The following is a 22,686-nucleotide window of genomic DNA, read 5'->3' as shown; positions in this document are numbered from 1 at the left end:
ATAGTCAATATTATGCGGTATTAGCTATCGTTTCCAATAGTTATCCCCCGCTACCAGGCAGGTTACCTACGCGTTACTCACCCGTTCGCAACTCATCCAGAGAAGCAAGCTCCTCCTTCAGCGTTCTACTTGCATGTATTAGGCACGCCGCCAGCGTTCGTCCTGAGCCAGGATCAAACTCTCATTAAAAGTTTGAGTTCTCACTCATTTCTGTCACTGACAGATTTATTGTTTTTTTCATTGTTCAGTACTATAACTTCAGTTATAGTGCCCTGCACATTGGTTCGTCTTGTTCAGTTTTCAAAGGTCTTTGTCACTCATTCTCTCTCAAGCGACAACTATATTAGTATATCACAGCCATCTGTCTCTGTCAACAGATTTTTTAAACTTTTTTCAAGTTTTTTTAACCACAATACACCCATAGTCCGTACGGGATTCGAACCCGTGTTACCGCCGTGAAAAGGCGGTGTCTTAACCCCTTGACCAACGGACCTTGAGCTTTTCAACTCTTTCTATTATACCTACTTTTCCGCCTTTGTCAAGGACTTTTTTTCCTCTTTACCGAAATTCTGAAAAGATTAGGGAAAGTTCTCTCAGGAGAGCTTTACGTCCTCTAAAGACTTCTCCTCCCATTAGACGGTCTATTAATTCTTGTTTTTCCATACTCTGCTTTGATTTGTAATTCTTTAGAAGTTCGTGAAAGAGATAATAATCGTCCAGCCTGAGTCCTTTCTCTCCTAGACGATGGCTAATCTCACTCACCTCTTCATAGGGTTCTTTGTCAAAACGGCGCTTGTGGCTTTCCTGTTTACGGATGTAATCTAGGATACGATTTCTAAACTTTGTTTTAAAGCAGACATAAAGTCGATGGCGCTCCCCCTCTAGTAACTCTGGGTTGCAACTCACCAGCTCATACAGACATAACATGCCTTCCTGATTCCAGTCCTCTTTCTCCCACAGATGCAAATGATAATCTTTGCGACACTTATGGACGATTCCCTTACTTTCTTCATATAAATCTTTTAGATTCATAGACCTCTCCTTTCTGCATTTAGTTTAGCAAAATGTGCGAGCCACTGGGTCTACTTCCTCTATTCTATACTTCTTCCTCCCTCAACGGCACATAAAAAGAGAGGCAAAGCCTCTCTGGGGTTATAATTCTGCAATTTGGTTGAGATTCACTTCTGCAATCGTATCATTACCAAACATAGAGATAATCATCTTCACTTTGTTGTTATCAATTTCAGTAATTTTACCTGTGTAGTCTGCAAAAGCACCATCAATGATGCGGACTGTCTGGCCAACTTCAACGTCAATATCAAACTCTTGAACAGTTTGTCCCATTGAAACCAGAATATCACGGATTTCTTGTTCCAATAGTGGAGTTGGTTTTGATCTGTTCCCGTGTGAGCCGACGAATCCTGTTACGTTAGGTGTGTTTCGAACAACGAACCATGCTTCATCTGTCATGACCATTTCTACAAGGACATAACCTGGAAAGCGATTCTCTTCAACTTCCTTTTTCTTTCCATTTTTCTCAACTTGCACGGTTTGTGTTGGAATCTCAACGCGTAGAATATTATCCAACATGTTATATGTTTGCGCACGTTGCAATAGATTTTCTTTTACCTTATTTTCATAGCCAGAATAAGTTTGTAGAACAAACCATCCCTTGTCAAAACTATCCATGATATTTCCTTTCATACATATATAGAAGAAAGTTAGCAGAAGTTCTCCGCTTCTCTTCTAAAAAATGTTAATAAATCGAATCAAACCTGAAACAATCAACTGGTCAAAAATGTAAATGATGACCACAAAGAAGGCTGTGTATTCCATAATAGAGCGAAAATCTCTCCAGCTTTCTTTGCGAGTTGGCCAAGTTGTTTCTTTAAGAAGTTTAAAAATATCCTTAATAAAACCCATCGTTCTCTCCTATCTCGTTTCTCTATGTGTCGTATATTTTCCACAATGTTTACAAAATTTATTTACTTCTAGTCGTGTTGGCTTGGGGTTCCCACTAATTTTGATTGAGTAATTCCTTGAACCACAAACTGCACAAGCTAGGCTTGCTTTTTTTAGTGCCATAACGCCTCCATCTTATCTATTATAACAAGAAACCTAGGCTTTGACAAGCCTCTTAACGAAATAGATTAAGGATTGAGTCCCATATTGTCTGGGCTTTTTCTTTTATCTTGGCTTCTGAAATCGCCCGACCTGCTTCATCTACAAGATTTTGAGCACGACTACGAATATCTCCTAGCGGATCTTCCGTCTGATTCGTTTCATTTTCAACGACTTGCCGCTTGGTATTTTCTGGTTCAATACCATTTTGCTTATAGGCATTCTCAACCGTAAAGGTGCTGCCAGGAGTGTAAGGCAAAATGGTATTAGCCATACTTCTAAAAACATGGGCTGCTCCATTTGAGGTCGAACCTGCTAGATAATGGTTCTCATCTGTTGTTGGGAAGCCAAGCCAGTGGCTAATCACCACATCTGGAGTATAACCAATCACCCACTGGTCACTCGTATATTCAGGATTGAAAACAGCCTCAGTAGTTCCTGTTTTACCAGCCATAACGTAATCCGCTGGCGACGAACTAATTCCTGTACCATTGGTAAATGTTCCTAGCATCATGCTGGTCATTTTATCAGCTACCGACTTATCAATCACTCGTTTTTGGGAGTTTTTATGACTCTTGATGACCTGTCCACTGGCATTTTCGATACGAGTGATGAAATGCGCCTCAGGCATCAGTCCTTCATTAGCAAAGGCTGCATAGGCTTGTGCCATCTGAAGAGGATTCGTCTCTACTCCTCCACCTAGGGCAACTCCGAGAACACGGTCAACTTTATCCATATTCAGACCAAATCTCGTCCCAGCTTCAAAGGCCTTATTGATTCCCAAATCATTTACAGTCGCAACCGCTGGCAAGTTGAGTGATTCTGCCAAGGCCTGATACATAGGTACTTCTGGAGATGTCTTAATACCCGCATAGTTGTCTACTTGATAACTGTCATACTGCATAGTGTGGTTGTCCAGTTGTTTGTTCAAGGCCCAGCCCGCTTCCACAGCTGGAGTATAAACGACCAAAGGCTTAATCGTCGAGCCTGGACTGCGTTTAGACTGAGTTGCATAGTTAAAATTACGGAAGCCTGATTTGTCATCACCAGCTACGCGTCCGACAACTCCACGCACCCCACCTGTTTTAGGCTCTAGAGCAACACTACCTGATTCAGCATGCGTTCCGTCTTCTGCCGTTGGAAATAGCGAAGTGTTTTCATAAATAACCTGCATGTTTGCTTGATAGTTTTGGTCAAGCTCTGTATAGATGCGATAACCGTTGTTGACAATCTCTTCTTCTGTTAGATTGTACTTGGATACTGCTTCGTTGACAACTGCGTCAAAATAGGATGGGTAACGATAATCAGAAATCTTACCTTCATACTTATCTTGCAGTTGAGAAGTCATATCTACTCCAGCTGCTTCAGTTTCTTGATTTTTATCAATATAGCCTGCTGCAACCATATTTTGCAAAACAGTATCCCTACGGTTGGTCGAAGTTTCAACAGAATTTAATGGATTATACAACTCTGGTCCCTTGAGCATACCGGCTAGAGTCGCCGCCTGATCAAGCGTTAGTTGCGAAGCGGATACACCGAAATATTTCTTACTTGCATCTTCAACACCCCACACCCCATTCCCGAAGTAGGCGTTATTGAGGTACATAGTAAGGATTTGCTCCTTGCTGTATTTCTTTGTCAACTCTAAGGCAAGGAAAAACTCCTTGGCCTTCCGTTCAACGGTTTGGTCCTGAGACAGATAGGCATTTTTCGCCAACTGTTGGGTGATGGTAGAACCGCCTCCAGAACGACCTGCTGTGACAATAGCTAGGAAGAACCGACCATAGTTAATCCCGTCATTTTTATAGAAGGAACGGTCCTCTGTCGCGACGACAGCATTCTGCAAGTCTTTGCTGATATCTGTCAGCTCAACATAGGTTCCCTTTTGACCTGACAGGGCTCCTGCCTCTTTTTCTTCACGGTCAAAAATCAGAGTTCGCGTTTTCAAGGCATTTTGCAAATCATTGACATTGGTAGACTTGGCTATTGCAAATAGGTAGGTTCCTACTAGCAAACCAGCACTTAACCCTAAAATGATGACGATCTTTGTCAGATGATAACGACGCCAAAATTTCCGAATTGGGCCTACTTGGGACAATTTTTTTCTATCGCTCCGTGAACGACGCATGCTAGTCGAATCAGGCTCCGCCGATTCACTCGTTTCTTTTTTAAAGAGAGAAAGAAACTTCTCAAATAATTTATCTAATTTCATGCGTTTATTTTATCATCTTCACCATAGGAACTCAAGAATTTAGCTACTACCTATCCAAATAGGGCTTTTTTTGTTACAATATCTGTATGCAATTCACATTTACATTACCATCATCCTTGCCTCAAATGACGGTCAAACAATTCCTAGAGGAGCAACTCCTCATTCCTAGAAAGATTCGCCATTTTCTAAGAACCAAGAAGAATATCTTAATCAATCAAAAACAAGTTCACTGGAACGAGATGGTGAAGCCAGGGGATATTTGTCAATTGACTTTTGACGAGGAAGGTTATCCCACAAAGGAAATCCTTTTGGGCAACCCAGACCTTGTTCAGGAGATTTACCAAGACCAACATCTCATTATCGTCAACAAACCCGAAGGCATGAAAACACACGGTAATCAACCAGATGAAATTGCCCTTCTCAACCATGTCTCTGCCTACGTTGGTCAAACTTGCTATGTTGTTCATCGTCTGGATATGGAAACAAGCGGTTTAGTGCTTTTTGCCAAAAATCCTTTTATCCTTCCTATTCTCAATCGTTTGTTGGAGAAAAAGGAAATCGCTCGTGAGTACTGGGCACTCGTAGAGGGGCAAGTAGGGAATAAAGAACTTATCTTCCGAGATAAAATTGGTCGTGATCGACACGATCGCAGAAAACGGGTAGTGGATCCTAAAAATGGTCAACATGCTGAAACTCATATCAGTCGATTAAAACAATTCCCAAATAAGACTTCTCTGGTTCGTTGCAAACTAAAGACCGGTCGAACCCATCAAATCCGTGTTCACCTTTCTCATCATAAACATTCTATCATAGGCGACCCTCTCTATAACACGACGTCCAATGCAAACAGACTTATGCTTCACGCTTTTCGCCTTTCCTTTACCCACCCACTCACCTTAGAAAAATTGAGTTTCACTGCCTTCTCGGATACTTTCGAAACAGAATTAAAACAAAATGGATGACACCAGCATCCATTTTTCCATATAGAAAAAGCAAGGCCTTCTGGCCTTGCTTTTATCGACTCAAGAATTATTTAGCGATTTTTGCAAAGTATTCAAGAGTACGTACAAGTTGTGCAGTGTATGACATTTCGTTGTCGTACCATGATACAACTTTAACCAATTGTTTACCGTCAACGTCAAGAACTTTAGTTTGAGTTGCGTCAAACAATGAACCGTAAGACATACCTACGATATCTGAAGATACGATTGGATCTTCTGTGTAACCGTATGATTCGTTTGAAGCTGCTTTCATAGCTGCATTCACTTCATCAACAGTAACGTTCTTTTCAAGAACTGCTACCAATTCAGTAACTGATCCAGTTGGAGTTGGAACACGTTGTGCAGATCCGTCAAGTTTACCATTCAATTCTGGGATTACAAGACCGATAGCTTTAGCAGCACCAGTTGAGTTAGGAACGATGTTAGCAGCACCAGCGCGAGCACGACGAAGGTCACCACCACGGTGTGGTCCGTCAAGGATCATTTGGTCACCAGTGTAAGCGTGGATAGTTGTCATCAATCCTTCTACAACACCGAAGTTGTCTTGAAGAGCTTTAGCCATTGGAGCCAAGCAGTTTGTAGTACATGAAGCACCTGAGATAACTGTTTCAGTACCGTCAAGAACGTCGTGGTTAGTGTTGAATACAACTGTTTTAACATCGTTTCCACCAGGAGCAGTGATAACAACTTTTTTAGCTCCTCCAGCGTGCAAGTGTTTTTCAGCCGCTGCTTTCTTAGCAAAGAAACCAGTTGCTTCAAGAACGATTTCTACACCGTCAGTAGCCCAGTCGATTTGTTCTGGATCACGTTCAGCAGAAACTTTAACGAATTTACCGTTAACTTCAAATCCACCTTCTTTAACTTCTACAGTACCGTCGAAACGACCTTGAGTTGTGTCGTATTTCAACAAGTGTGCAAGCATCACTGGATCTGTAAGGTCGTTGATGCGAGTAACCTCAACACCTTCTACGTTTTGGATACGGCGGAAAGCAAGACGACCGATACGTCCGAAACCGTTAATACCAACTTTAACTACCATTAGTGATTTCCTCCTTATGAAAATCCTGAAAATTTTATTGTGAAAAGAGTAACTTGAATCACTACAAATCACCTTTCAACATTATTATTATATAACTATTTAAGTAGAATTGCAAGTACGGGCGTTGTTTTTCTCTCTTGCTTTTCTACTTTTCGATCCCCTTCATTCACCCAAGCTTTTATTTCTAGGATCTTCTATCCTATCCGCATAATCTTCTCTTCTCATAGTTCAACTCTAACTTCAGAAATAGGACTATGAAAAGAGGCAGGATAACTCCTGCCTCTAGGCTGATAAACGATTATTTACGACGTCCTGGACGTTCTGCGTAACCATAGTAAGCATCTGCCATGATTTCTTCCATGTCAGCTACCATTGGCAAGCGAGGGTTAGCAGGTGAACATTGATCTTCATAAGCAAGCAAAGCAATTTCATGCAAGCTGTCTTTCCAAGCTTTTTCATCAATTCCTTGATCCTTGAAGTTCATCTTGATACCTACTGCAACACCAAGTTCATAAACAGCTTTAGCGTATGCTTCAACTGCTTCTTCTGGAGTTGAGTGAGGCAAGCCAAGCATTTTCGCGATGTCTTGGAATTTCTCATCGGCTTTCCAATAGTTGTATTTAGGCCATGTAGTAGTCTTAGATGGACGAGTTCCGTTGTAACGGATAACATATGGAAGCAAGATAGCGTTTGTACGTCCGTGAACAGTATGGTGAACCGCACCGATCTTGTGGGCCATTGAGTGGCTCATACCAAGGAAGGCATTGGCAAAGGCCATACCAGCCATTGTAGATGCATTGTGCATTTTTTCGCGAGCTTCTGGATCAGCTGTCTTAACAGATTTTTCCAACCATTCAAAGACAAGTTTGATTGTTTGAAGGGCGATACCGTCTGTGTAGTCGTTAGCAAAGTTTGAAGTGTAAGCTTCAGTCGCGTGAGTCAAGACGTCCATACCTGTATCCGCAGCGATGAAATCTGGAACTGACTCAACCAAAGCAGGGTCAACAATGGCAATAGTTGGTGTCAATGAGTAGTCAGCCAATGGGTATTTGCGGTTGTTTTTCTTATCAGAGATAACGGCAAATGGTGTTACTTCTGAACCTGTACCTGAAGTTGTTGGAATACCAATGTATTTCGCTTTTTTACCAAGTGATGGGAAGCGGAAGGCACGTTTACGGATGTCCATGAATTTTTGAACCAAGTCACGGAAGTCGATTTGTGGTTGTTCGTAGAAGAGCCACATTACTTTCGCTGCATCCATTGGAGAACCACCGCCAAGAGCGATGATTGTGTCTGGTTCAAATGCTCTCATTACTTCAGTACCACGTTCTACAGTTGTGATATCTGGGTCTGGTTCAACGTCTGAGAAGACTTGGACAGTTACACGGTTGCTACGTTTGTTCAATTGATCAATAACACGTTGAACAAAGCCTAGTTTTTCGATAGATTTGTCTGTAACAATCATAACGCGTTCAATATCTTCACATGTTTGAAGGTATTGGATAGAATTGCGTTCGAAGTAAATTTTTGAAGGAACTTTAAACCATTGCATATTATTTCTACGTTTCCCTACTTTCTTGATGTTTAGAAGGTTGATCGCACTCACGTTATCACCAACTGAGTTGTGTCCATATGAGCCACATCCAAGTGTTAATGATGGAATGAAGGCATTGTATACGTCACCGATACCACCGAAAGTAGATGGAGAGTTCCAGATAATACGCATTGCTTTGATTTCTGTGCCAAAGCGTTTAGCAAGAGCTTCGTCTTTTGTATGAATAGCTGCTGAGTGACCAAGTCCGTTAAACTCAACCATTTGACGAGCTTTTTTAAGACCGTCTTCTGTATCTTCAGCTTTTAGGACAGCGATAACTGGTGACAATTTTTCACGAGTCAATGGTTCTTTTGGTCCTACTTCTGCGCATTCTGCAGCCAAGATGTTTGTTCCCTCTGGAACACTAAATCCTGCTTGTTCAGCAATCCATGCTGCTGGTTTACCAACGATGTTTGCGTTTAGTTTAGCACCTGCACAGTTTTTGCTGTTTGCTTTCACGCCGAAACAGAATTCTTCAAGAAGTGCTTTTTCTTTCTTGTTTACAAAGTAAGTGTGGTATGATTTGAATTCTTCTACAAATTCGTCATACACTTCTTTATCAATGATAACAGCTTGTTCTGATGCACAGACCATACCATTATCAAATGATTTAGACATAACGATGTCGTGAGCAGCTTGACGGAGGTCGGCAGATTTTTCTACATAAGCAGGAACGTTTCCGGCACCTACCCCAAGAGCTGGTTTCCCACATGAGTAAGCCGCCTTAACCATGGCATTACCACCAGTTGCAAGGATAGTTGCAACGCCTTCGTGGTTCATAAGCGCTCCAGTTGCTTCCATAGATGGTTCTGTAATCCATTGAACACAGTTTTCAGGTGCTCCAGCCGCGATAGCTGCATCACGAACGATTTGTGCTGCGTGAGCAGAAGATTCTTGAGCTGATGGGTGGAAGGCGAAAACGATTGGATTACGTGTTTTCAAAGCAATGAGTGATTTGAAAATAGCTGTTGATGTTGGATTTGTTGTTGGAGTGACACCACAGACTACTCCGACAGGCTCTGCAATTTTAGTCAAGCCAGTAACAGGGTCATCTTCAATAACACCGACAGTTTTAACACCACGCATGTTATTGACAACGTGTTCACAGGCAAAAAGGTTTTTTGTTGCCTTATCTTCAAATACTCCACGACCAGTTTCTTCAACTGCATGTTGTGCAAGGATACCATGCGCGTCAAGTGCTGCAACCGAAGCTTTTGCCACGATATAGTCAACTTGCTCTTGGTTCAACTTGCGCATTTCATCAAGCGCAATCAAGGCTTTTTTCACTAACCCGTCGACATGCTTTTCAGCAGCAAGTTGTTTTTCCTCAGGTGTTAACGTTTTTTTATCAGCCATATTGTCCTCCATAGACTTCAAGGATTTAATCCTTTGTTAATTTTTTCACAAGTTTATTATAACTCTTTTTCAAGACTTTGTAAACCATTTCATAAGCATTTCACAAAGAAATTTTATGAGATTGTGAATTTTTTCTTAAAGGTCTTCTATAACAACTTTTCTTCAGACGACTTGTGAAATTGTGATAAAATTTTTTTTTATTTCACAAAGTTTTTCTGATTGATCGTTATTTATCGAATTAAAACATAGAAAGCGCTTTCTTTCCTGTTTTGAAAAATAGTCTCCTCACCTAGAGACTACTGTTTTTGTTGAAAAACACCTTGTTTAAAGGTTCCTTCATAGACAACTTCTTGTTCTGTCGTCAACTTCCCTTGACCTTCAGCCTGGCCATTTACAAAATCACCTTCGTATTTCCACCCAGATTTTGATTGGAAAATCCCTTTTCCATTGAAAGCCCCATTGTTGAACTCACCTGTGTATTGGTCCCCATTTTCAAAGGTCATGGTTCCTTGACCATTCATTTTCCCTCGTACCAAGGTACCATCATAAACAAGCGCACCACCATCAAGTGTCAGGACGCCCTTTTTTGGTGTGTTTAGTAGAAAAACCGAGATGGCACAGATAGCGATTAGAAGGACTGTTGCAATCTCTACACGTGGGCGAGTTAGATAAACTCGATATTTTTCGAAGATTTCTTTAAGCTTTTCCATTGTCACTCTCTTTTTCTAATCGATCTAGCCAGCTTTGGCATCCATTTGTGATACGCGCATAGGTTTCCTCAAAATCTCCTGTATACCAAGGATCTGGAACACTTTCAGATGCAAAAGAGTAGATTTTGTGCTGTAGTTCCTGAGGACACATTTGACGCAGATCTGAAACGTTTGAGGCATCCATACCGATAATGTAATCAAACGACTCAAAGTCTTCTCTGCCAATCTGAAGCGATGTTTTGTCTTTGTCATAAGGAATCTGATACCGCTGGAAAATTCCTTGCGTTCCCTTATGAATCGGATTGCCATGTTCCCAAGACGAAGTCGCACGACTCTCAATCTGGTAATCGCTCGTCATGGATTTCATTACAAACTCTGCCATGGGGCTGCGACAGATATTTCCTAGGCAAACAAATACTATTTTTTTCATCCCTTTTCCTCTCATCTCATAGAAAAACGGGAGCGATAGATCCCGTTTTATTCTTCAATTGCTCCGCTTTCGTCGATAACTGCTCCTTCTGGTGTCACAGCCTCTTTGAGTGGCAACACTGTCTTGATTGCAGTCAATTCGAAAGTCAAATAAACGCCATCTACATCCAGTACGATTGTTTTCTTCTCAGTATCTACTTCATCAACTGTTCCGTAAAGGCCACCGATTGTAATGACTTCATAGCCTTTTTGAAGCTTGTTCAAGCTTTCCATACGCTTTTGTGCTTGTTTCTTTTGAGAACGTTGCATAAAGAACATCAAGGCCATCATCCCTACAAGCATGATTAAAAAAGTAATATTTGGATCCATTGTTTTCTCCTTTGTATTTTACATAGGACTACTATATCAAATTTCAACTACTTTTACAAGGTTGTGCCTTGTTTTATGGCAATAAAAAAATCAGAGTTTTCACTCTGATTTCTGCGATTATTTCAAGTTTTGAACTACTTTGACTAGATTTTCAACAGTAAATCCATACTCTGCCAATACTTTTGGTGCTGGGGCAGATGCTCCAAAGGTATCAATACCGAGAACCGCACCATCTAGACCAACATATTTGTACCAGTTTTGAGTTGCACCCATTTCGACTGCAACACGACGGCGAACTGCATTTGGAAGGATTTCTTCCTTGTAAGCTGCGTCTTGTGCGTCAAAGACATCTGTAGATGGCATGCTAACTACGCGGACTTTTGCGCCTTGACTAGCCAATTCTTTGGCAGCTGCGACAGCTAGATTGACCTCTGAACCTGTTGCGATCAAGATTGTATCAAAATCTGCCGCGTTTTCATAGACAACATAGGCACCTTTTGCAACCTTATCAAAGTCTGTTCCTTCTTCGACAGTCAAGTTTTGACGTGTCAAAACAAGGGCAGTTGGTGTTTTCTCACTTGTCACTGCAAGATACCAAGCCGCTTGAGTTTCACGCGCATCTGCTGGGCGGAAAACATTCAGATTTGGCATCGCACGAAGACCTGCTAGGTGTTCAACTGGTTCGTGAGTTGGACCATCTTCTCCGACAGCGATCGAGTCATGAGTAAAGACATAGGTCACAGGAAGTCCTTGTAAGGCTGACAAGCGGACAGCTGCTTTCACATAGTCAGAGAAGACAAAGAAAGTACCACCGTAAACACGAAGTCCACCATGAAGAGCCATCCCATTCAAGATTGTTCCCATTGCAAATTCACGAACACCAAACTGAATGTTACGGTTCAGGCGATTGGCATCGTCTTGAAGTCCATCAGTCTTGATATAAGTCATGTTTGAGTGAGCAAGGTCAGCTGATCCACCTAAGAAAGTTGGTAACTTGGCAGCTACAACATTCAAAGCATCTTGACTTGAATTACGAGTTGCTTGAGAAAAGCCGTTTTCTAAGGCTGGGAAGTCTTCTGGAGTTACCTCAACTGGATCACGTCCGTCAATGATGGCTTCTACTTCTGCTGCAAGTTCAGGATAAGCTTCTTTATAATCAGCAACTAATTTTGTCCAAGCTTGATAAGCTGATGCACCACGGTCTGCTACATTTTCCTTGAAATCAGCATAAACCTCAGCTGGGATTTCAAATGGCTCGTAGTCCCAACCGAGAGCTTGGCGAGTAGCCGCAGTTTCATCCGCTCCAAGAGGAGCACCGTGTACCGCATTGGTTCCTTGTCTATTTGGAGAACCGTATCCAATCACAGTCTTCACTTCAATCAAAGATGGTTTTCCTGAAGCTTTGGCTGCTTCGATAGCAGCATGGATTGCTTCCAAGTCTGTTCCATCTTCAACCAAGGCTGTATGCCAACCGTAGGCATTGTAGCGGTCACGAACACTTTCTGTAAAGGAATCCTTTGTCTCACCATCCAAGTTAATGTCATTTGAATCATAAAGAACAACCAACTTGTCGAGTTTTTGCAAACCTGCGTATGAAGCTGCCTCGCTTGAAACACCTTCCATCAAATCTCCGTCGCCACAGATAACGTAAGTATAGTGGTCAAAGATATTATATCCTTCGCGGTTATATCTGGCCGCAAGGAAACGTTCTGCTTGGGCAAAACCAGTAGCAGTAGAAATCCCTTGTCCTAGAGGACCAGTTGTAGCGTCAACCCCTGCAGTATGGCCAAATTCTGGGTGACCTGGCGTTTTAGAACCCCATTGGCGGAAGTTCTTGACCTCATCCATGCTGACATCTTCAAAACCAGAAAGGTGAAGAAGGGCATAAAGAAGCATAGAGCCGTGTCCTGCTGAAAGAATAAAGCGGTCGCGGTTGATCCAGTTTGGTTGAGCTGGATTGATACGAAGTTGTTTTGTAAAGAGGCTATAGGCCATTGGAGCCGCTCCCATAACCACCCCTGGGTGACCTGAGTTTGCTTTGTTGATGGCGTCAATACCTAGAAAACGAATTGCATTAACAGATAGATTTGACATAGACTTTCCTTTCTCTTTGAGACGATTAGTAGTTCACACATTCTATTTTACTATTATATGAAAAAATGCATAGAATAGCAATAAAACAATTTGCGTTCATCTAACACATTTGATTTTCTATCCTCTCGTCACCTCATAGTAAGGAAGTAGGCGAGTATAAGCATCTTCTAACTTTTCTAAAATCGCTTCTACTGATTGATCTTCAATGAAGGAAACATCTGACTTGACTAAGACTTTACGAATTTCCTGACATTGTACCTTCTCGCGTAAGAGCTGACGATCTTCTTCTGTGGCTTCTACCTTTTGACTCTGGTCGTCGGTATATACTAGATAATACATCCCTTCTACCGGTGAAATATCTAAAACCTTGGCTTGTTTGCCCAGAGTCTGCTCATCTTTCTTGCGCTCGATGAAACTGACTTCCAAAGAAATCCCAAAGTCAGCAGGCGTTCCATATAAACGCAAGGCCATCATAGGTTCTGTCACTTGTCCATCTCTCTGTAGATAGGCCCAGAAATGCGGTCGCAAGCGTTGCGCTTGATTCATCCACTGACTAGTCTGTTGCAGTTGCCATTCTGGATGCTTTTCTTGGAAGGCCTTGGCTAAGTTCGTAAAAGCCTTGCGAGCCTCCTGCCCTTTGTGGCGCAATTCCAGCATCTTTTCTCGCTCATCTCCAGCCTTATCTGGATTACGGTACTGGATTCCCGCATAAGATAGATAGTTCTTGATTGCTTCCATCATCTGTTTCTTCTCCCTTTTCTAACAAAAAATCAGGTTTGACCTGATTTTGTTTATTCTGCATCTACGACAACATAGCGATTTGGCTCATCGCCCTCAGAATAGCTGGTCACTCCATCCATGCGTGAAATAATGCGATGGATAATCTTGCGTTCGCTATTCGACATTGGATCTGTTTGCTGGCTACGACCTTCCTCCAAAACGCGAGTCGCCAATTTTTGAGCGTAGGTTTGCAAAACTTCTGCACGGTGTTCAACGTAATCATTGACGTTGATCGTGATGTAGAAAGTTCTTGAATAACGATTGTAGAGGTAGTTTTGCGCCAAAAGCTGAAGTGCTTTCAATACTTTCCCATGATAGCCAATAATACGACCAGGCTCATTGGTATCGATTTGAAGATTAATCGTACGACGATTGTAGTCGCTTGAAATCGTCCCTTCAACATCCATATCGTCCACAATGGTTTGGACATAGTTAGCCACTTGAGCTGCTACTTGTTCGATGTCATAATTCGGCTCCACCTTCAAACCTAGATCTTCCAAAGACTGGCTTTCTAACGATTCTGACATAGATACAAATTCTTCACACTCTGCTGGGTCTTCCACTCCAGCATCTCCTGTCTGCAATTCATTTAAAATCGCGATGTGACCTGTTTCTTCTAAGATCGTGCTAGCATGTTTCTCATTTTTCAAGATTTCAGCCTTGATTTCATCAGAAACACCCTGACCTTCCTCTTCTATTTTTTTAATCGCCTCAACAACATGACCAAGATCAACTGTCGCCTCTGTTACTGTCTTAACAGGTTCGTTTTGTTCATTGATCTCTTTCGGAACACCTTTTACAGCTTGTTGATTGGCCTTAATCACAGTCGTCTCACTAATCGCCTCAATATCAACTTGAGCTGGTTTTTTCCCAAATAAGCCTAAAAAACCTTTCTTCTCTTTGGACACGACCTTGATGTGAGTCTTCATTCTCGGAATACCTAACTCTTTCAATCCTTTCTGGATTGCTTCTTCAACAGTTGAACCTGTAAATAATACCATTATCAGATTCCTCCTTATTATTTCGTTTTCTGAGCCTTTTTCTTGGCTTTTCTTTTTCTATTTTCCAAATCTTTTTTAGCTTGTACTTCCGCCTCACGCGCTGCAATAATCTTAAAAGGATTATTTAAGAAGTAGGTTTGCAAAACTTGATAAGCATTGGATACTGCCCAGTACAAGGCTACGCCACTAGGTGAAGAGATGGCAAAGATAAAGATCAGTACAGGCATCCCGTACATCATCCCTGTCATAGCTCCACTTCTTTCAGGTAAAGCCTTATTCGATAACCAACTGCTTAAGAAGGTAAAGACCGTTGCCAAAATCGGAAGGATAAAGCTTGTGTCCACTCCCCCAAGGTTCACCCACAAAAAATGCCCTGTTTTCAAAAAGTCCACTCGAGTCAAGGCTTGGAAGAGAGCCAAGAGAACCGGCATTTGAATCAAAATCGGCCAGAGAGAAGAAGAGTGTTTGACCCCTAATTCTTTATAGACCTTCCGCATCTCCTGATCCAGCTTGGTTCTACTTTCCATATCACGACCTGGATATTGTTCTTGCAGAGCCTTGATGCGTGGTTGAGCCTCTTGCATTTTTCTAGAGGCCACCATCTGAGTCTGAAAGACTGGCAATAGAATCGTACGAATCAGGATCGTAAAGAGGATAATCCCCACTCCGATACTAACGTCAAAGGACAAGAAGCGGATGATTTCAGCAAAAAAATAGACAAATTTACTCCATATATCTGTAGAATCTGCTGCAACATCGCTTGTCCCACAGGCTGTCATGACAAATAAGGACAAGCCCAGCAAACTAGTCAACTGTAGTTTCTTTTTCACTCCTAATTCCTTCCCGGTAAATCTTTGATAACTTTAATACGTGGAGTAGATTTTTCTCCATTTCTGCATAATCCAAGCCTTCAACCCCTTTTCGAGCAATCACGACAAAATCAACGTTATCAGCTAACTGCTCCCTTACACTTAGCAAAATGTGTCGAATCCGTCTTTTAATTTGATTTCTGGTAACTGCATTCCCTAATTTCTTACTGACGGACAGCCCTACTCGAAAATGACTTTTCTGATTTTCCAATTGGTAGACAACAAATTTACGATTAGCAAAACTTGTTCCATCCCTGAAAATCGCACTAAAATCTTTCTCTCTTTTTACACGAAAGCTTTTCTTCAAAACTCCACTCCATCTATTAAATTACTACTATTATACCATAAATTTCAAAAAAGCCAATAATGACAAGGTTTTAGACTGTTTTAACAACAAAAAGTTGGGAAAATTTATCTCCCAACTCCTTTTTATTGTATCTTATCTTGTAATTTTATTCAGTTCATGTTACTTTTTCAAGCGTTCAACATCACGAGCGATAACCAATTCTTCATCAGTTGGGATAACCAAGACACGAACTTTAGCAGCTTCTGTTGAGATATCACCTGTCGCTCCAAAGACATTCTTTTCAGGATCTACATCACAGCCAAACCAAGAAATGCCTTCAATAACCATCTGACGAATCGTTACAGAATTTTCTCCAATTCCAGCTGTAAAGATAATGGCATCTGCACCGTTCAAAACTGCCAAATACTGACCAATATACTTTTGGATACGATCCACAAAAATCTCATTTGCCAGCTGCGCTTTCTCATCACCCGCACGCATAGCTTCGTGAATATCACGCATATCGCTTGATCTCTCAGAAACACCCAAAAGTCCTGACTCACGATTGAGAATTCGACTGATATCCTCTGGTGTATTAAAGTCATCTGTATGTTGCATTAAATAGGGGATAATTGCCGGATCAATATCACCTGTACGAGTCCCCATCATAATACCACCAAGTGGAGTGAAGCCCATGGATGTATCAACAGACTGACCGCCTTTGACAGCTGTAATAGAAGCACCATTACCAATATGGCAGGTAATCAATTTCAACTCTTCTAGAGGGCGACCTAAAATTTTAGCTGCTTCTCCTGCTACAAACTGATGACTTGTCCCGTGGGCTCCATACTTACGAACTTTATTTTCAGTATAGTATTTGTTTGGAAGAGGGTAACGATAGGCTTTCTCTGGCATTGTTGTATGGAATGATGTATCAAAAACAACAACGCTGGTAATATCTGGAAGCAATTCCTTAAATGCGCGAATTCCTGCTGCGTTGGCTGGGTTGTGAAGAGGAGCTAAAAGTCCCAACTCTTCAACCTTTTCCAAAACATCACCCTCTACCAAGGTTGACTCTTTGAAATATTCGCCACCAGCCACAACACGGTGCCCAACACCTGTAATCTCATCATAAGATTTGATGATATCGAAACGAATCAAATCATCCAATAAAATTTTAACAGCTTGTGTGTGATCTTCAATATCAAGAATTTGTTGTTCAGAACGGCCATCAAATTTTACAGTTGAGATAGAGTCCTTCAAGCCAATACGTTCAATCAAGCCTTTCGCCAATACTATTTCTTCTGGCATTTGGTAAAGTTGCCATTTCAAACTCGAGCTTCCTGCATTGATTGCAATTGTTTTTGTCATAACATGATACCTCTTTTAAGCGTTTTCAACTATTATAACAAAATTTACCTTACATTTCAGTACCTTTGCTCCATTTTTGAAAATTTTCTTTGAATTTCATTAATGCAGCTGGATCTTGCAGACTGGTCAAAGGATAGACAAATGGTTCTATTTCCTTGTCTCTTTTCTTCTGTAAGACAAAAATACTTTTAGCTTGGCTTGCAGTTGAGAAAATATCCTCTGGCAGAGCGATGATAGCAGCCAGACTCACTTCGTCTTTGAGCCAACCTTTTAACAAATCACTTTGAGGACTGGTCAACAAGTCGCTCGGAGCTAGAAAAATAGCATAGCCATCTGACTTGAGGTACTTGAGACCTTGTTCCATCAGCAAATGATGGGCATAGGTATGTTCTTGACTAGAAGCCACTTGATAGCGTGAAGCGATGGCATCGTCTGGGTAATAGCCGACAGGCAAGTCGCTAATGACCACATCGCTTTCTTTAAGCATTTGCGGACGAACGGCATCACCTTGGACAAATCCTGCCTGCAAACCAATCACATCTGCCATGCTAGCCGCCAAATCAATCAGCAAGTCATCCACTTCAATTCCCAAGTAATCTACTTTTTTAGCAAGAGATATCAAGAAAGTAGCACCCAGAATTCCCACTCCAGAACCTATTTCGAGGATGCTAATTTCCTCTTTATCAAGCAACTCTTCCACAATAAGTACCAAGAGGAGAGCAATGGCATCCGGCGTAAACTGGTGATTGGCTTGCAAAGGCTCAGTTTGTCCTGCCTTCATCAAGAGAAACTGGTAGGTCTTGAGCCACTCTTCCTTGCGAAGTGCTAAGCGCTTAAGGGCTTGATTGTTTTCCTTTACCTTCTCTAGCTCAGTTTCGCCATCCAGATAGATGCTGTTTTGCTCTACCAAGGCGTCATAAAAGTTGGTCGCCAAATCACTTTGGATGACTTGGACATTTTCTAATAAATACGTATAAGCTTGTTCTATTTTTTCAAAATCCATATTCCTATCTTATCAAAATTCCCCTATTTTTTCCATCTGAAGAGAAAAAATCACTGCTTTAGTCAGCGAGTGATTTTTGGGCTACAGTTAAAAAGAGCTCTGCGTAATTTCCTAGGAAAAGATCTTCAGCACTGTAAAGAATCTGACTGTCAATGCTCGAAAAACCAAACTGGTCGAGTTTGTTTTCCAGTTCAGCCAATTCAAAGCCGTGATGGTTGGTATCTGTCTTGACAAAGTCAGCAATGAGGATTTGTCCATTCTCCCTAAGGTGATGGTGAAACATGGCAAGAGTCGCATCTAGATCAGGTATGTGATGAAGAACTCGACTGACAACAATCAGGTCAAATTGCTGCTCCAAGGGATTTGCCAGTAAATCCTGCTCCAAGAGTTGAAGATTCCTGATTTCTTGGTTCTCTGCTTTCAAACGGGCTTGCTCCAGCATTTTCTCCGAGATGTCTACTAGGGTAACCGACTTGACCTGCTTAGCTAGGGGCAAGGCTAACAGACCCGTCCCACCACCAAAGTCCAGTATTTCCTTGTCTGATAGAAAACCAATCTGTTTTTCAACTGCCTGACAAACCAAGTTTGCAAGAAAGATATTTTTGGGCGAATCAAAAGTTTCTGCTTTGTGATTAAAATCGTGTTTCATGTTTTTAGTGTATCACAAAGAAGTTGAATTGCCTAGGAATTGGCTTTCTTATCTGCCTTATTTTCTGTTTTTGTCTGATTTGGTTCTTGACTTAAATCAGTCGCTACCTGTTGCTTTTTATCCGCTTTCTTTTCCTTGGCTTTCATCGGAGGAAAGAAAAATTCATAGTTGCCCTTATTCATACGAATACTTGTTGCAAAACCTGTTTTCGTATTTTGATACGTGACTTTTCCTAAGTTGAAGACTCGTTCCCCACTTTCTTGCTCAGCCTTATCTTTACTTCGTTTGGCCATGGCAAAAGCAGCCAACTTTTCTTTGTTTAGGGCAAAGTCTTTGTGATGGGCGACTTGCCGATTCAAATAAAACTGTAACAATAGACTAAAGATGGCTGCCATAGTAACTGCATATAAGAGAACACCTGCCTTAACTTTTTGATTTTTCCACACGATAGATGAACTCCCTTTCTAAGCCCTTTTGAAATTGGAAGCGAAAGCGAACCAATTGATTTTCCTCTGTGATTTGTGCTGATTTGAGGCCATAAACCATAGGTTGGTAGCCTCGTCCACTGCTATCAGTTTTCCGAAAATCATCCGATTTGGACTTACCCATAGCGATATCCTTGCCATCTTGCTTCACATAGAGGCGATTACCTTCTACCTTTTCAAACTGCGAACGCTCTAACTCCGCCTCCAGCTGATCCACAAACAAGAGCCACTCTTTTTGCTCACTCTGTTGCTGGTAACGAACTTCTGAAATGAGGAGCTGGCTCATAGCTTGAAAGAGGAGCAAGCTTCCACTGATGACGATAAGGGCAATCAGAGATTCTAGAAGAGTGAACGCCTTAACCTTACTGCTCTTTAAGGTCGAGCAATTTCTCTGAACCATGGTAGACCTCCAATCCCTTTTCACTAGCAAACACCTGAATCTCCACTCCGTTTATGTTTACCTGATTTTGACCTGTTTGCAGAGCCATCTTAGCCACACGTAAGACTTCCTCCTTTTGCAATATTTCTGCCTCTTCTTGTCTATTTTTCTGAATTTGTCCCAAGAGGAGGGTTGCAATACTGGCAAATATGGCTAGCGCTACTACCGCTTCCAGTAAAATCACTGCCTTAATCTTTTGTTTCTTTAATGCGTTTAATTTTTCCATTTCCTAGATATAATCGATAGCTGATTGCTCCTTTTCTGGTCTGAAATTCAACCTTAGCCAGAGATCTATTTCCACCAGCTCGGTCAAAGTGAATCGTCTGTCCTGATGGTGCCTGAATCCCTTTAGGAACGGTCAATTTTTGACTGCCATTACTAATCGTCTGCCCATCTAAGTTTAGACTGGTCTTTTGTTGACTAGCTACACTATGCTTTTGAGTTTCACGGTATAGTTCTTCAAATTCCATGAAAAATATCTGCTCTTCCACTGCTGCAAAAGTGGACTGGACTGAGCCAGATAAAGCCAAAGCAATGATACTCACAAGTCCCAAAACTAAGAGACTTTCCAGCAGAGTAAAGGCCTTAATCTGCAACAGCTTGACTCGTTTTTTGTTTGACATGGTATTCTTTATAGGCTTTAGCTTGCTCAGCAGTGATACGCCCGTCTGCCTCTAGTTTACTCAAACTAGCATCTTCATTTTTATCCAGACTATAGAGCTCTGCCTGACTTTCCACCACCTTGACAACAGCAGCTTTTCCTTTGCCATCAACGGCATCTTTTTGCTTGGTCAAATTAGGCACAAAGAGCAAGAGAAGAACGCTGATGATGAGCAAGACCACTAACATTTCTACCAAAGTGAAAGCTTTAACCTTGGCTTTTTTTAATTTTGTCATGAGTTTTTTCATTTTAAAAATTTACCTCCATATTTTGATACATGGGCATAAGCATTGCCGCATAAAGTAAAACGATAATCAGGGCCACAAAGATAAAAACCAGTGGCTGCACCAGATTCATGGTGCGGTTGACTCGGGTAAAAAAGGCTTCCCAAGTCTTTTCTGCATAGATTTCCAACTCACTCCCCAGTTTGGATTTGACTTCCCCATACTCGATGATGAGACTCAACTCCTTTTTAAAGAAAGGATAGGTCGCTATGGTTTGAGAAAATTCGCGGCCATTTTGCAGGGCTTGAGCCAAATCTTGACCGATTTCTTTAAAGAGCTGAGAACCCTGTTCCTGCATGATCTGAAAAATCTGCGTCAGCTCCATTCCCTGTGAAATCATATTGCCCCATTCACGCGCGTAATAAGCTGTCAGATAGGTCTGGACAAAGATTCCTAGAAAGGGAATCCGTGCTAACATCGAGAAGACCCGCATCTTGGAACTTCTTTTGTAGAAAGCGAGGGCTAAAAGTAAAGACAGAGAGCAAACCAGCACTAGTCCCAGAAATATTTGTGGAAGATTGCCGATAATTTGGGTGGCGATATTGCTGCTGTCCAGTTGGGGGAGCAAATAGTTCCTCAACCCCAGCATGATTAGCAGGAGAAATCCCAGTAAAATCAGAGGATAGGTCGCCACTTCGATTAATTTTTTCTTGACCTTGGCGAGATTATCTAGATATTCTTCTATCTTTTCTAAACTCAGATGGAGATTCCCGTGAACTTCAGCTAGGGATAGCTGGGTCACAATGGCACTTGAAAACCCTAAACTGTCCATCATTTCTGAGAAAGATTTTCCCTGAGACAGCCCTTGGTGCATCTGGGCCACATAGTCCTTTTCCAGCAAGGCACTTCTGCCCAAGAAAGAAATAATTTCCACCAAATGAAAGCCACTGGAGAAGAGATTGTTAAACAGGGTGATGATTTTCTTTTGCTTAGCTGTAGCTAATTTTTTCCGTTTCAGCCTGAAGACTTGTGATATGTCCATCTTTAAGAAGCTGGTCAATCTGCTCATTCCAGCTAGTTGGCTGGTGTTCTTGATAGTCTTTGTTTGCAAAGTCAACGATTCCTCCTCCCCCGATTAATCTCTGGTAACAGACTCCTTGCAGGACAACTGCTAGTTCCTCCTCCGTCACACCCAACTCCAGAAGACGTTCATAAACACCTCGGATACTCTTGGCATGAATGGTTGAAAAGACTGTCGCCCCTGTCAAACTGGCTCTAACTACTGCACGCGCCGTCTCGCTATCACGAATTTCACCGATAATCAAGAGGTCAGGACGATGCCGGAGAGACAGTTTGATCAGATTTTCATAGCTCAAGCCAATCGCCTCATTCAACTGCAACTGGAGCATGTCTTCCTGCTTAATTTCTACAGGATCTTCGATGGACATAACCTGCTGCCCCTTAAACACAGACTTGGCTAATTCGTGCATCAGCGTCGTCTTGCCACTTCCGACTGGACCTGCAAATAGATAGAGTCCTCTTTGCCTGTACTGCTTGCCCAGTTCTCCAATATCCTGAAACCAGAAATGCAGATCCTGCTCCTCATCGTGTAACAAACGAATGACCAAACTCTCATGTCCCCGATAATCTCCCACGGTAGACAAACGCAGAGAAGACACCTTCTCCCCATGCTGGTAGTCGCAAGAGCCCAGCTGACTACGCCTCTTCTCTCCTACATTCATACCCGCTACAAACTTAAAATGACTAATCACAGCAGCTAAAACATCAAACTCATAGGAGTCAACTAGACACCGTTCGTCTCCAACCCGCATGTGAAGCTCGTAGGACTTTTCCTTGGGGATAAAATAGATATCCTGAGCTCCTTTTTTCTTAGCAGTAGCAATAATTTTCTGTGCAATTTCTTGTACCATAGCTCCCTCCTTATCTAGACTATTCGCAAAAAAATTAAAAAAGCAACTTAAAAAGTTACTTT

General features: G+C 41.7%; 26 protein-coding genes, 1 tRNA gene and 1 rRNA gene. 1 reads left to right on the top strand and 27 read right to left on the bottom strand.

Going from position 1 to position 22,686, the window contains the following annotated elements:
• The 7 genes from BLS46_RS09085 to pbp2a all read right to left on the bottom strand — a co-directional run.
• A 16S ribosomal RNA gene (locus tag BLS46_RS09085) occupies window positions 1-189 on the bottom strand; the annotation flags it as partial.
• Between the two features lie 232 nt (window positions 190-421).
• Window positions 422-493: transfer RNA gene (locus tag BLS46_RS09075), tRNA-Glu, on the bottom strand.
• 65 nt (window positions 494-558) lie between these two features.
• Window positions 559-1,032, bottom strand: a complete 474-nt coding sequence (locus BLS46_RS09070) for a hypothetical protein (RefSeq protein ID WP_001049309.1) — start codon at window positions 1,030-1,032, stop codon at window positions 559-561.
• Window positions 1,033-1,152: 120 nt separating this feature from the next.
• Window positions 1,153-1,689, bottom strand: coding sequence for a transcription termination/antitermination protein NusG (gene nusG / locus BLS46_RS09065; protein WP_000376732.1), 537 nt, complete (start codon window positions 1,687-1,689; stop codon window positions 1,153-1,155).
• A gap of 57 nt (window positions 1,690-1,746) precedes the next feature.
• Window positions 1,747-1,923 (bottom strand): preprotein translocase subunit SecE, encoded by a 177-nt coding sequence (gene secE, locus BLS46_RS09060; RefSeq protein ID WP_000505776.1) that lies wholly within the window; start codon window positions 1,921-1,923, stop codon window positions 1,747-1,749.
• Window positions 1,924-1,932: 9 nt separating this feature from the next.
• Window positions 1,933-2,085, bottom strand: a complete 153-nt coding sequence (gene rpmG, locus BLS46_RS09055) for a 50S ribosomal protein L33 (RefSeq protein ID WP_001809375.1) — start codon at window positions 2,083-2,085, stop codon at window positions 1,933-1,935.
• 52 nt (window positions 2,086-2,137) lie between these two features.
• On the bottom strand, window positions 2,138-4,333 hold the full coding sequence (gene pbp2a / locus BLS46_RS09050) for a penicillin-binding protein PBP2A (RefSeq protein WP_093587081.1): 2,196 nt from the start codon (window positions 4,331-4,333) through the stop codon (window positions 2,138-2,140).
• Window positions 4,334-4,419: 86 nt separating this feature from the next.
• Between pbp2a and BLS46_RS09045 the strand changes: the two genes are divergently transcribed.
• Complete coding sequence (locus tag BLS46_RS09045) at window positions 4,420-5,295, top strand: RluA family pseudouridine synthase (RefSeq protein ID WP_093587079.1); 876 nt, start codon at window positions 4,420-4,422, stop codon at window positions 5,293-5,295.
• Window positions 5,296-5,362: 67 nt separating this feature from the next.
• On the opposite strand, the gene gap is transcribed toward BLS46_RS09045, so the two are convergent.
• The 20 genes from gap to comGA form a co-directional block, all read right to left on the bottom strand.
• Complete coding sequence (gene gap / locus BLS46_RS09040) at window positions 5,363-6,373, bottom strand: type I glyceraldehyde-3-phosphate dehydrogenase (RefSeq protein ID WP_000260678.1); 1,011 nt, start codon at window positions 6,371-6,373, stop codon at window positions 5,363-5,365.
• A gap of 298 nt (window positions 6,374-6,671) precedes the next feature.
• On the bottom strand, window positions 6,672-9,323 hold the full coding sequence (adhE, locus tag BLS46_RS09035; RefSeq protein ID WP_093587077.1) for a bifunctional acetaldehyde-CoA/alcohol dehydrogenase: 2,652 nt from the start codon (window positions 9,321-9,323) through the stop codon (window positions 6,672-6,674).
• 296 nt (window positions 9,324-9,619) lie between these two features.
• Window positions 9,620-10,033: an MORN repeat-containing protein gene (locus BLS46_RS09030; RefSeq protein ID WP_093587075.1), complete on the bottom strand. Its 414-nt coding sequence runs from the start codon at window positions 10,031-10,033 to the stop codon at window positions 9,620-9,622.
• On the bottom strand, window positions 10,020-10,463 hold the full coding sequence (locus BLS46_RS09025; RefSeq protein ID WP_093587073.1) for a low molecular weight protein-tyrosine-phosphatase: 444 nt from the start codon (window positions 10,461-10,463) through the stop codon (window positions 10,020-10,022). The genes BLS46_RS09030 and BLS46_RS09025 overlap by 14 nt, the downstream gene beginning before the upstream one ends.
• Window positions 10,464-10,510: 47 nt before the next feature.
• Window positions 10,511-10,831: a preprotein translocase subunit YajC gene (yajC, locus tag BLS46_RS09020; RefSeq protein ID WP_084972885.1), complete on the bottom strand. Its 321-nt coding sequence runs from the start codon at window positions 10,829-10,831 to the stop codon at window positions 10,511-10,513.
• 117 nt (window positions 10,832-10,948) lie between these two features.
• Window positions 10,949-12,925, bottom strand: a complete 1,977-nt coding sequence (gene tkt, locus BLS46_RS09015) for a transketolase (protein ID WP_093587071.1) — start codon at window positions 12,923-12,925, stop codon at window positions 10,949-10,951.
• Between the two features lie 117 nt (window positions 12,926-13,042).
• Window positions 13,043-13,666: a ribonuclease P gene (locus BLS46_RS09010; protein WP_093587069.1), complete on the bottom strand. Its 624-nt coding sequence runs from the start codon at window positions 13,664-13,666 to the stop codon at window positions 13,043-13,045.
• A gap of 50 nt (window positions 13,667-13,716) precedes the next feature.
• Window positions 13,717-14,706 carry an RNA-binding cell elongation regulator Jag/EloR gene (gene jag / locus BLS46_RS09005; protein WP_093587067.1) on the bottom strand — a complete coding sequence of 330 codons (990 nt, stop codon included), beginning with the start codon at window positions 14,704-14,706 and terminating at the stop codon, window positions 13,717-13,719.
• Window positions 14,707-14,723: 17 nt separating this feature from the next.
• On the bottom strand, window positions 14,724-15,536 hold the full coding sequence (locus BLS46_RS09000) for a membrane protein insertase YidC (protein WP_180364079.1): 813 nt from the start codon (window positions 15,534-15,536) through the stop codon (window positions 14,724-14,726).
• The gene (rnpA, locus tag BLS46_RS08995) at window positions 15,511-15,882 is read right to left on the bottom strand and encodes a ribonuclease P protein component (protein WP_093587065.1); all 372 of its coding nucleotides are present in this window, start codon (window positions 15,880-15,882) and stop codon (window positions 15,511-15,513) included. Before rnpA ends, BLS46_RS09000 begins: the two co-directional genes overlap by 26 nt.
• Window positions 15,883-16,041: 159 nt before the next feature.
• Window positions 16,042-17,232: an acetate kinase gene (locus BLS46_RS08990; RefSeq protein WP_093587063.1), complete on the bottom strand. Its 1,191-nt coding sequence runs from the start codon at window positions 17,230-17,232 to the stop codon at window positions 16,042-16,044.
• Between the two features lie 49 nt (window positions 17,233-17,281).
• Window positions 17,282-18,235, bottom strand: coding sequence for a class I SAM-dependent methyltransferase (locus tag BLS46_RS08985; protein WP_093587061.1), 954 nt, complete (start codon window positions 18,233-18,235; stop codon window positions 17,282-17,284).
• Between the two features lie 58 nt (window positions 18,236-18,293).
• Complete coding sequence (locus tag BLS46_RS08980) at window positions 18,294-18,884, bottom strand: class I SAM-dependent methyltransferase (RefSeq protein ID WP_093587059.1); 591 nt, start codon at window positions 18,882-18,884, stop codon at window positions 18,294-18,296.
• A gap of 32 nt (window positions 18,885-18,916) precedes the next feature.
• Entirely contained in the window at window positions 18,917-19,330 is a 414-nt protein-coding gene (gene comGG, locus BLS46_RS08975) for a competence type IV pilus minor pilin ComGG (protein WP_093587057.1), read from the bottom strand.
• Window positions 19,308-19,769, bottom strand: a complete 462-nt coding sequence (comGF, locus tag BLS46_RS08970) for a competence type IV pilus minor pilin ComGF (RefSeq protein WP_093587055.1) — start codon at window positions 19,767-19,769, stop codon at window positions 19,308-19,310. The genes comGG and comGF overlap by 23 nt, the downstream gene beginning before the upstream one ends.
• Entirely contained in the window at window positions 19,732-20,034 is a 303-nt protein-coding gene (comGE, locus tag BLS46_RS08965) for a competence type IV pilus minor pilin ComGE (RefSeq protein ID WP_180364078.1), read from the bottom strand. Before comGE ends, comGF begins: the two co-directional genes overlap by 38 nt.
• Entirely contained in the window at window positions 19,997-20,431 is a 435-nt protein-coding gene (comGD, locus tag BLS46_RS08960; protein WP_093587053.1) for a competence type IV pilus minor pilin ComGD, read from the bottom strand. The genes comGE and comGD overlap by 38 nt, the downstream gene beginning before the upstream one ends.
• Entirely contained in the window at window positions 20,394-20,717 is a 324-nt protein-coding gene (gene comGC, locus BLS46_RS08955) for a competence type IV pilus major pilin ComGC (protein ID WP_093587051.1), read from the bottom strand. Before comGC ends, comGD begins: the two co-directional genes overlap by 38 nt.
• A 1-nt stretch (window position 20,718) precedes the next feature.
• Window positions 20,719-21,735, bottom strand: a complete 1,017-nt coding sequence (gene comGB / locus BLS46_RS08950; protein WP_093587049.1) for a competence type IV pilus assembly protein ComGB — start codon at window positions 21,733-21,735, stop codon at window positions 20,719-20,721.
• The gene (gene comGA, locus BLS46_RS08945; protein ID WP_093587047.1) at window positions 21,683-22,624 is read right to left on the bottom strand and encodes a competence type IV pilus ATPase ComGA; all 942 of its coding nucleotides are present in this window, start codon (window positions 22,622-22,624) and stop codon (window positions 21,683-21,685) included. Before comGA ends, comGB begins: the two co-directional genes overlap by 53 nt.
• Window positions 22,625-22,686 lie beyond the last annotated feature (62 nt).

It is taken from the genome of Streptococcus sp. NLAE-zl-C503 (assembly GCF_900104285.1).
Classification (GTDB): Bacteria; Bacillota; Bacilli; order Lactobacillales; family Streptococcaceae; genus Streptococcus.
The sequence above is the reverse complement of the archived record's forward strand: the minus strand, read 5'-3'. Positions and strand labels throughout refer to the sequence as shown.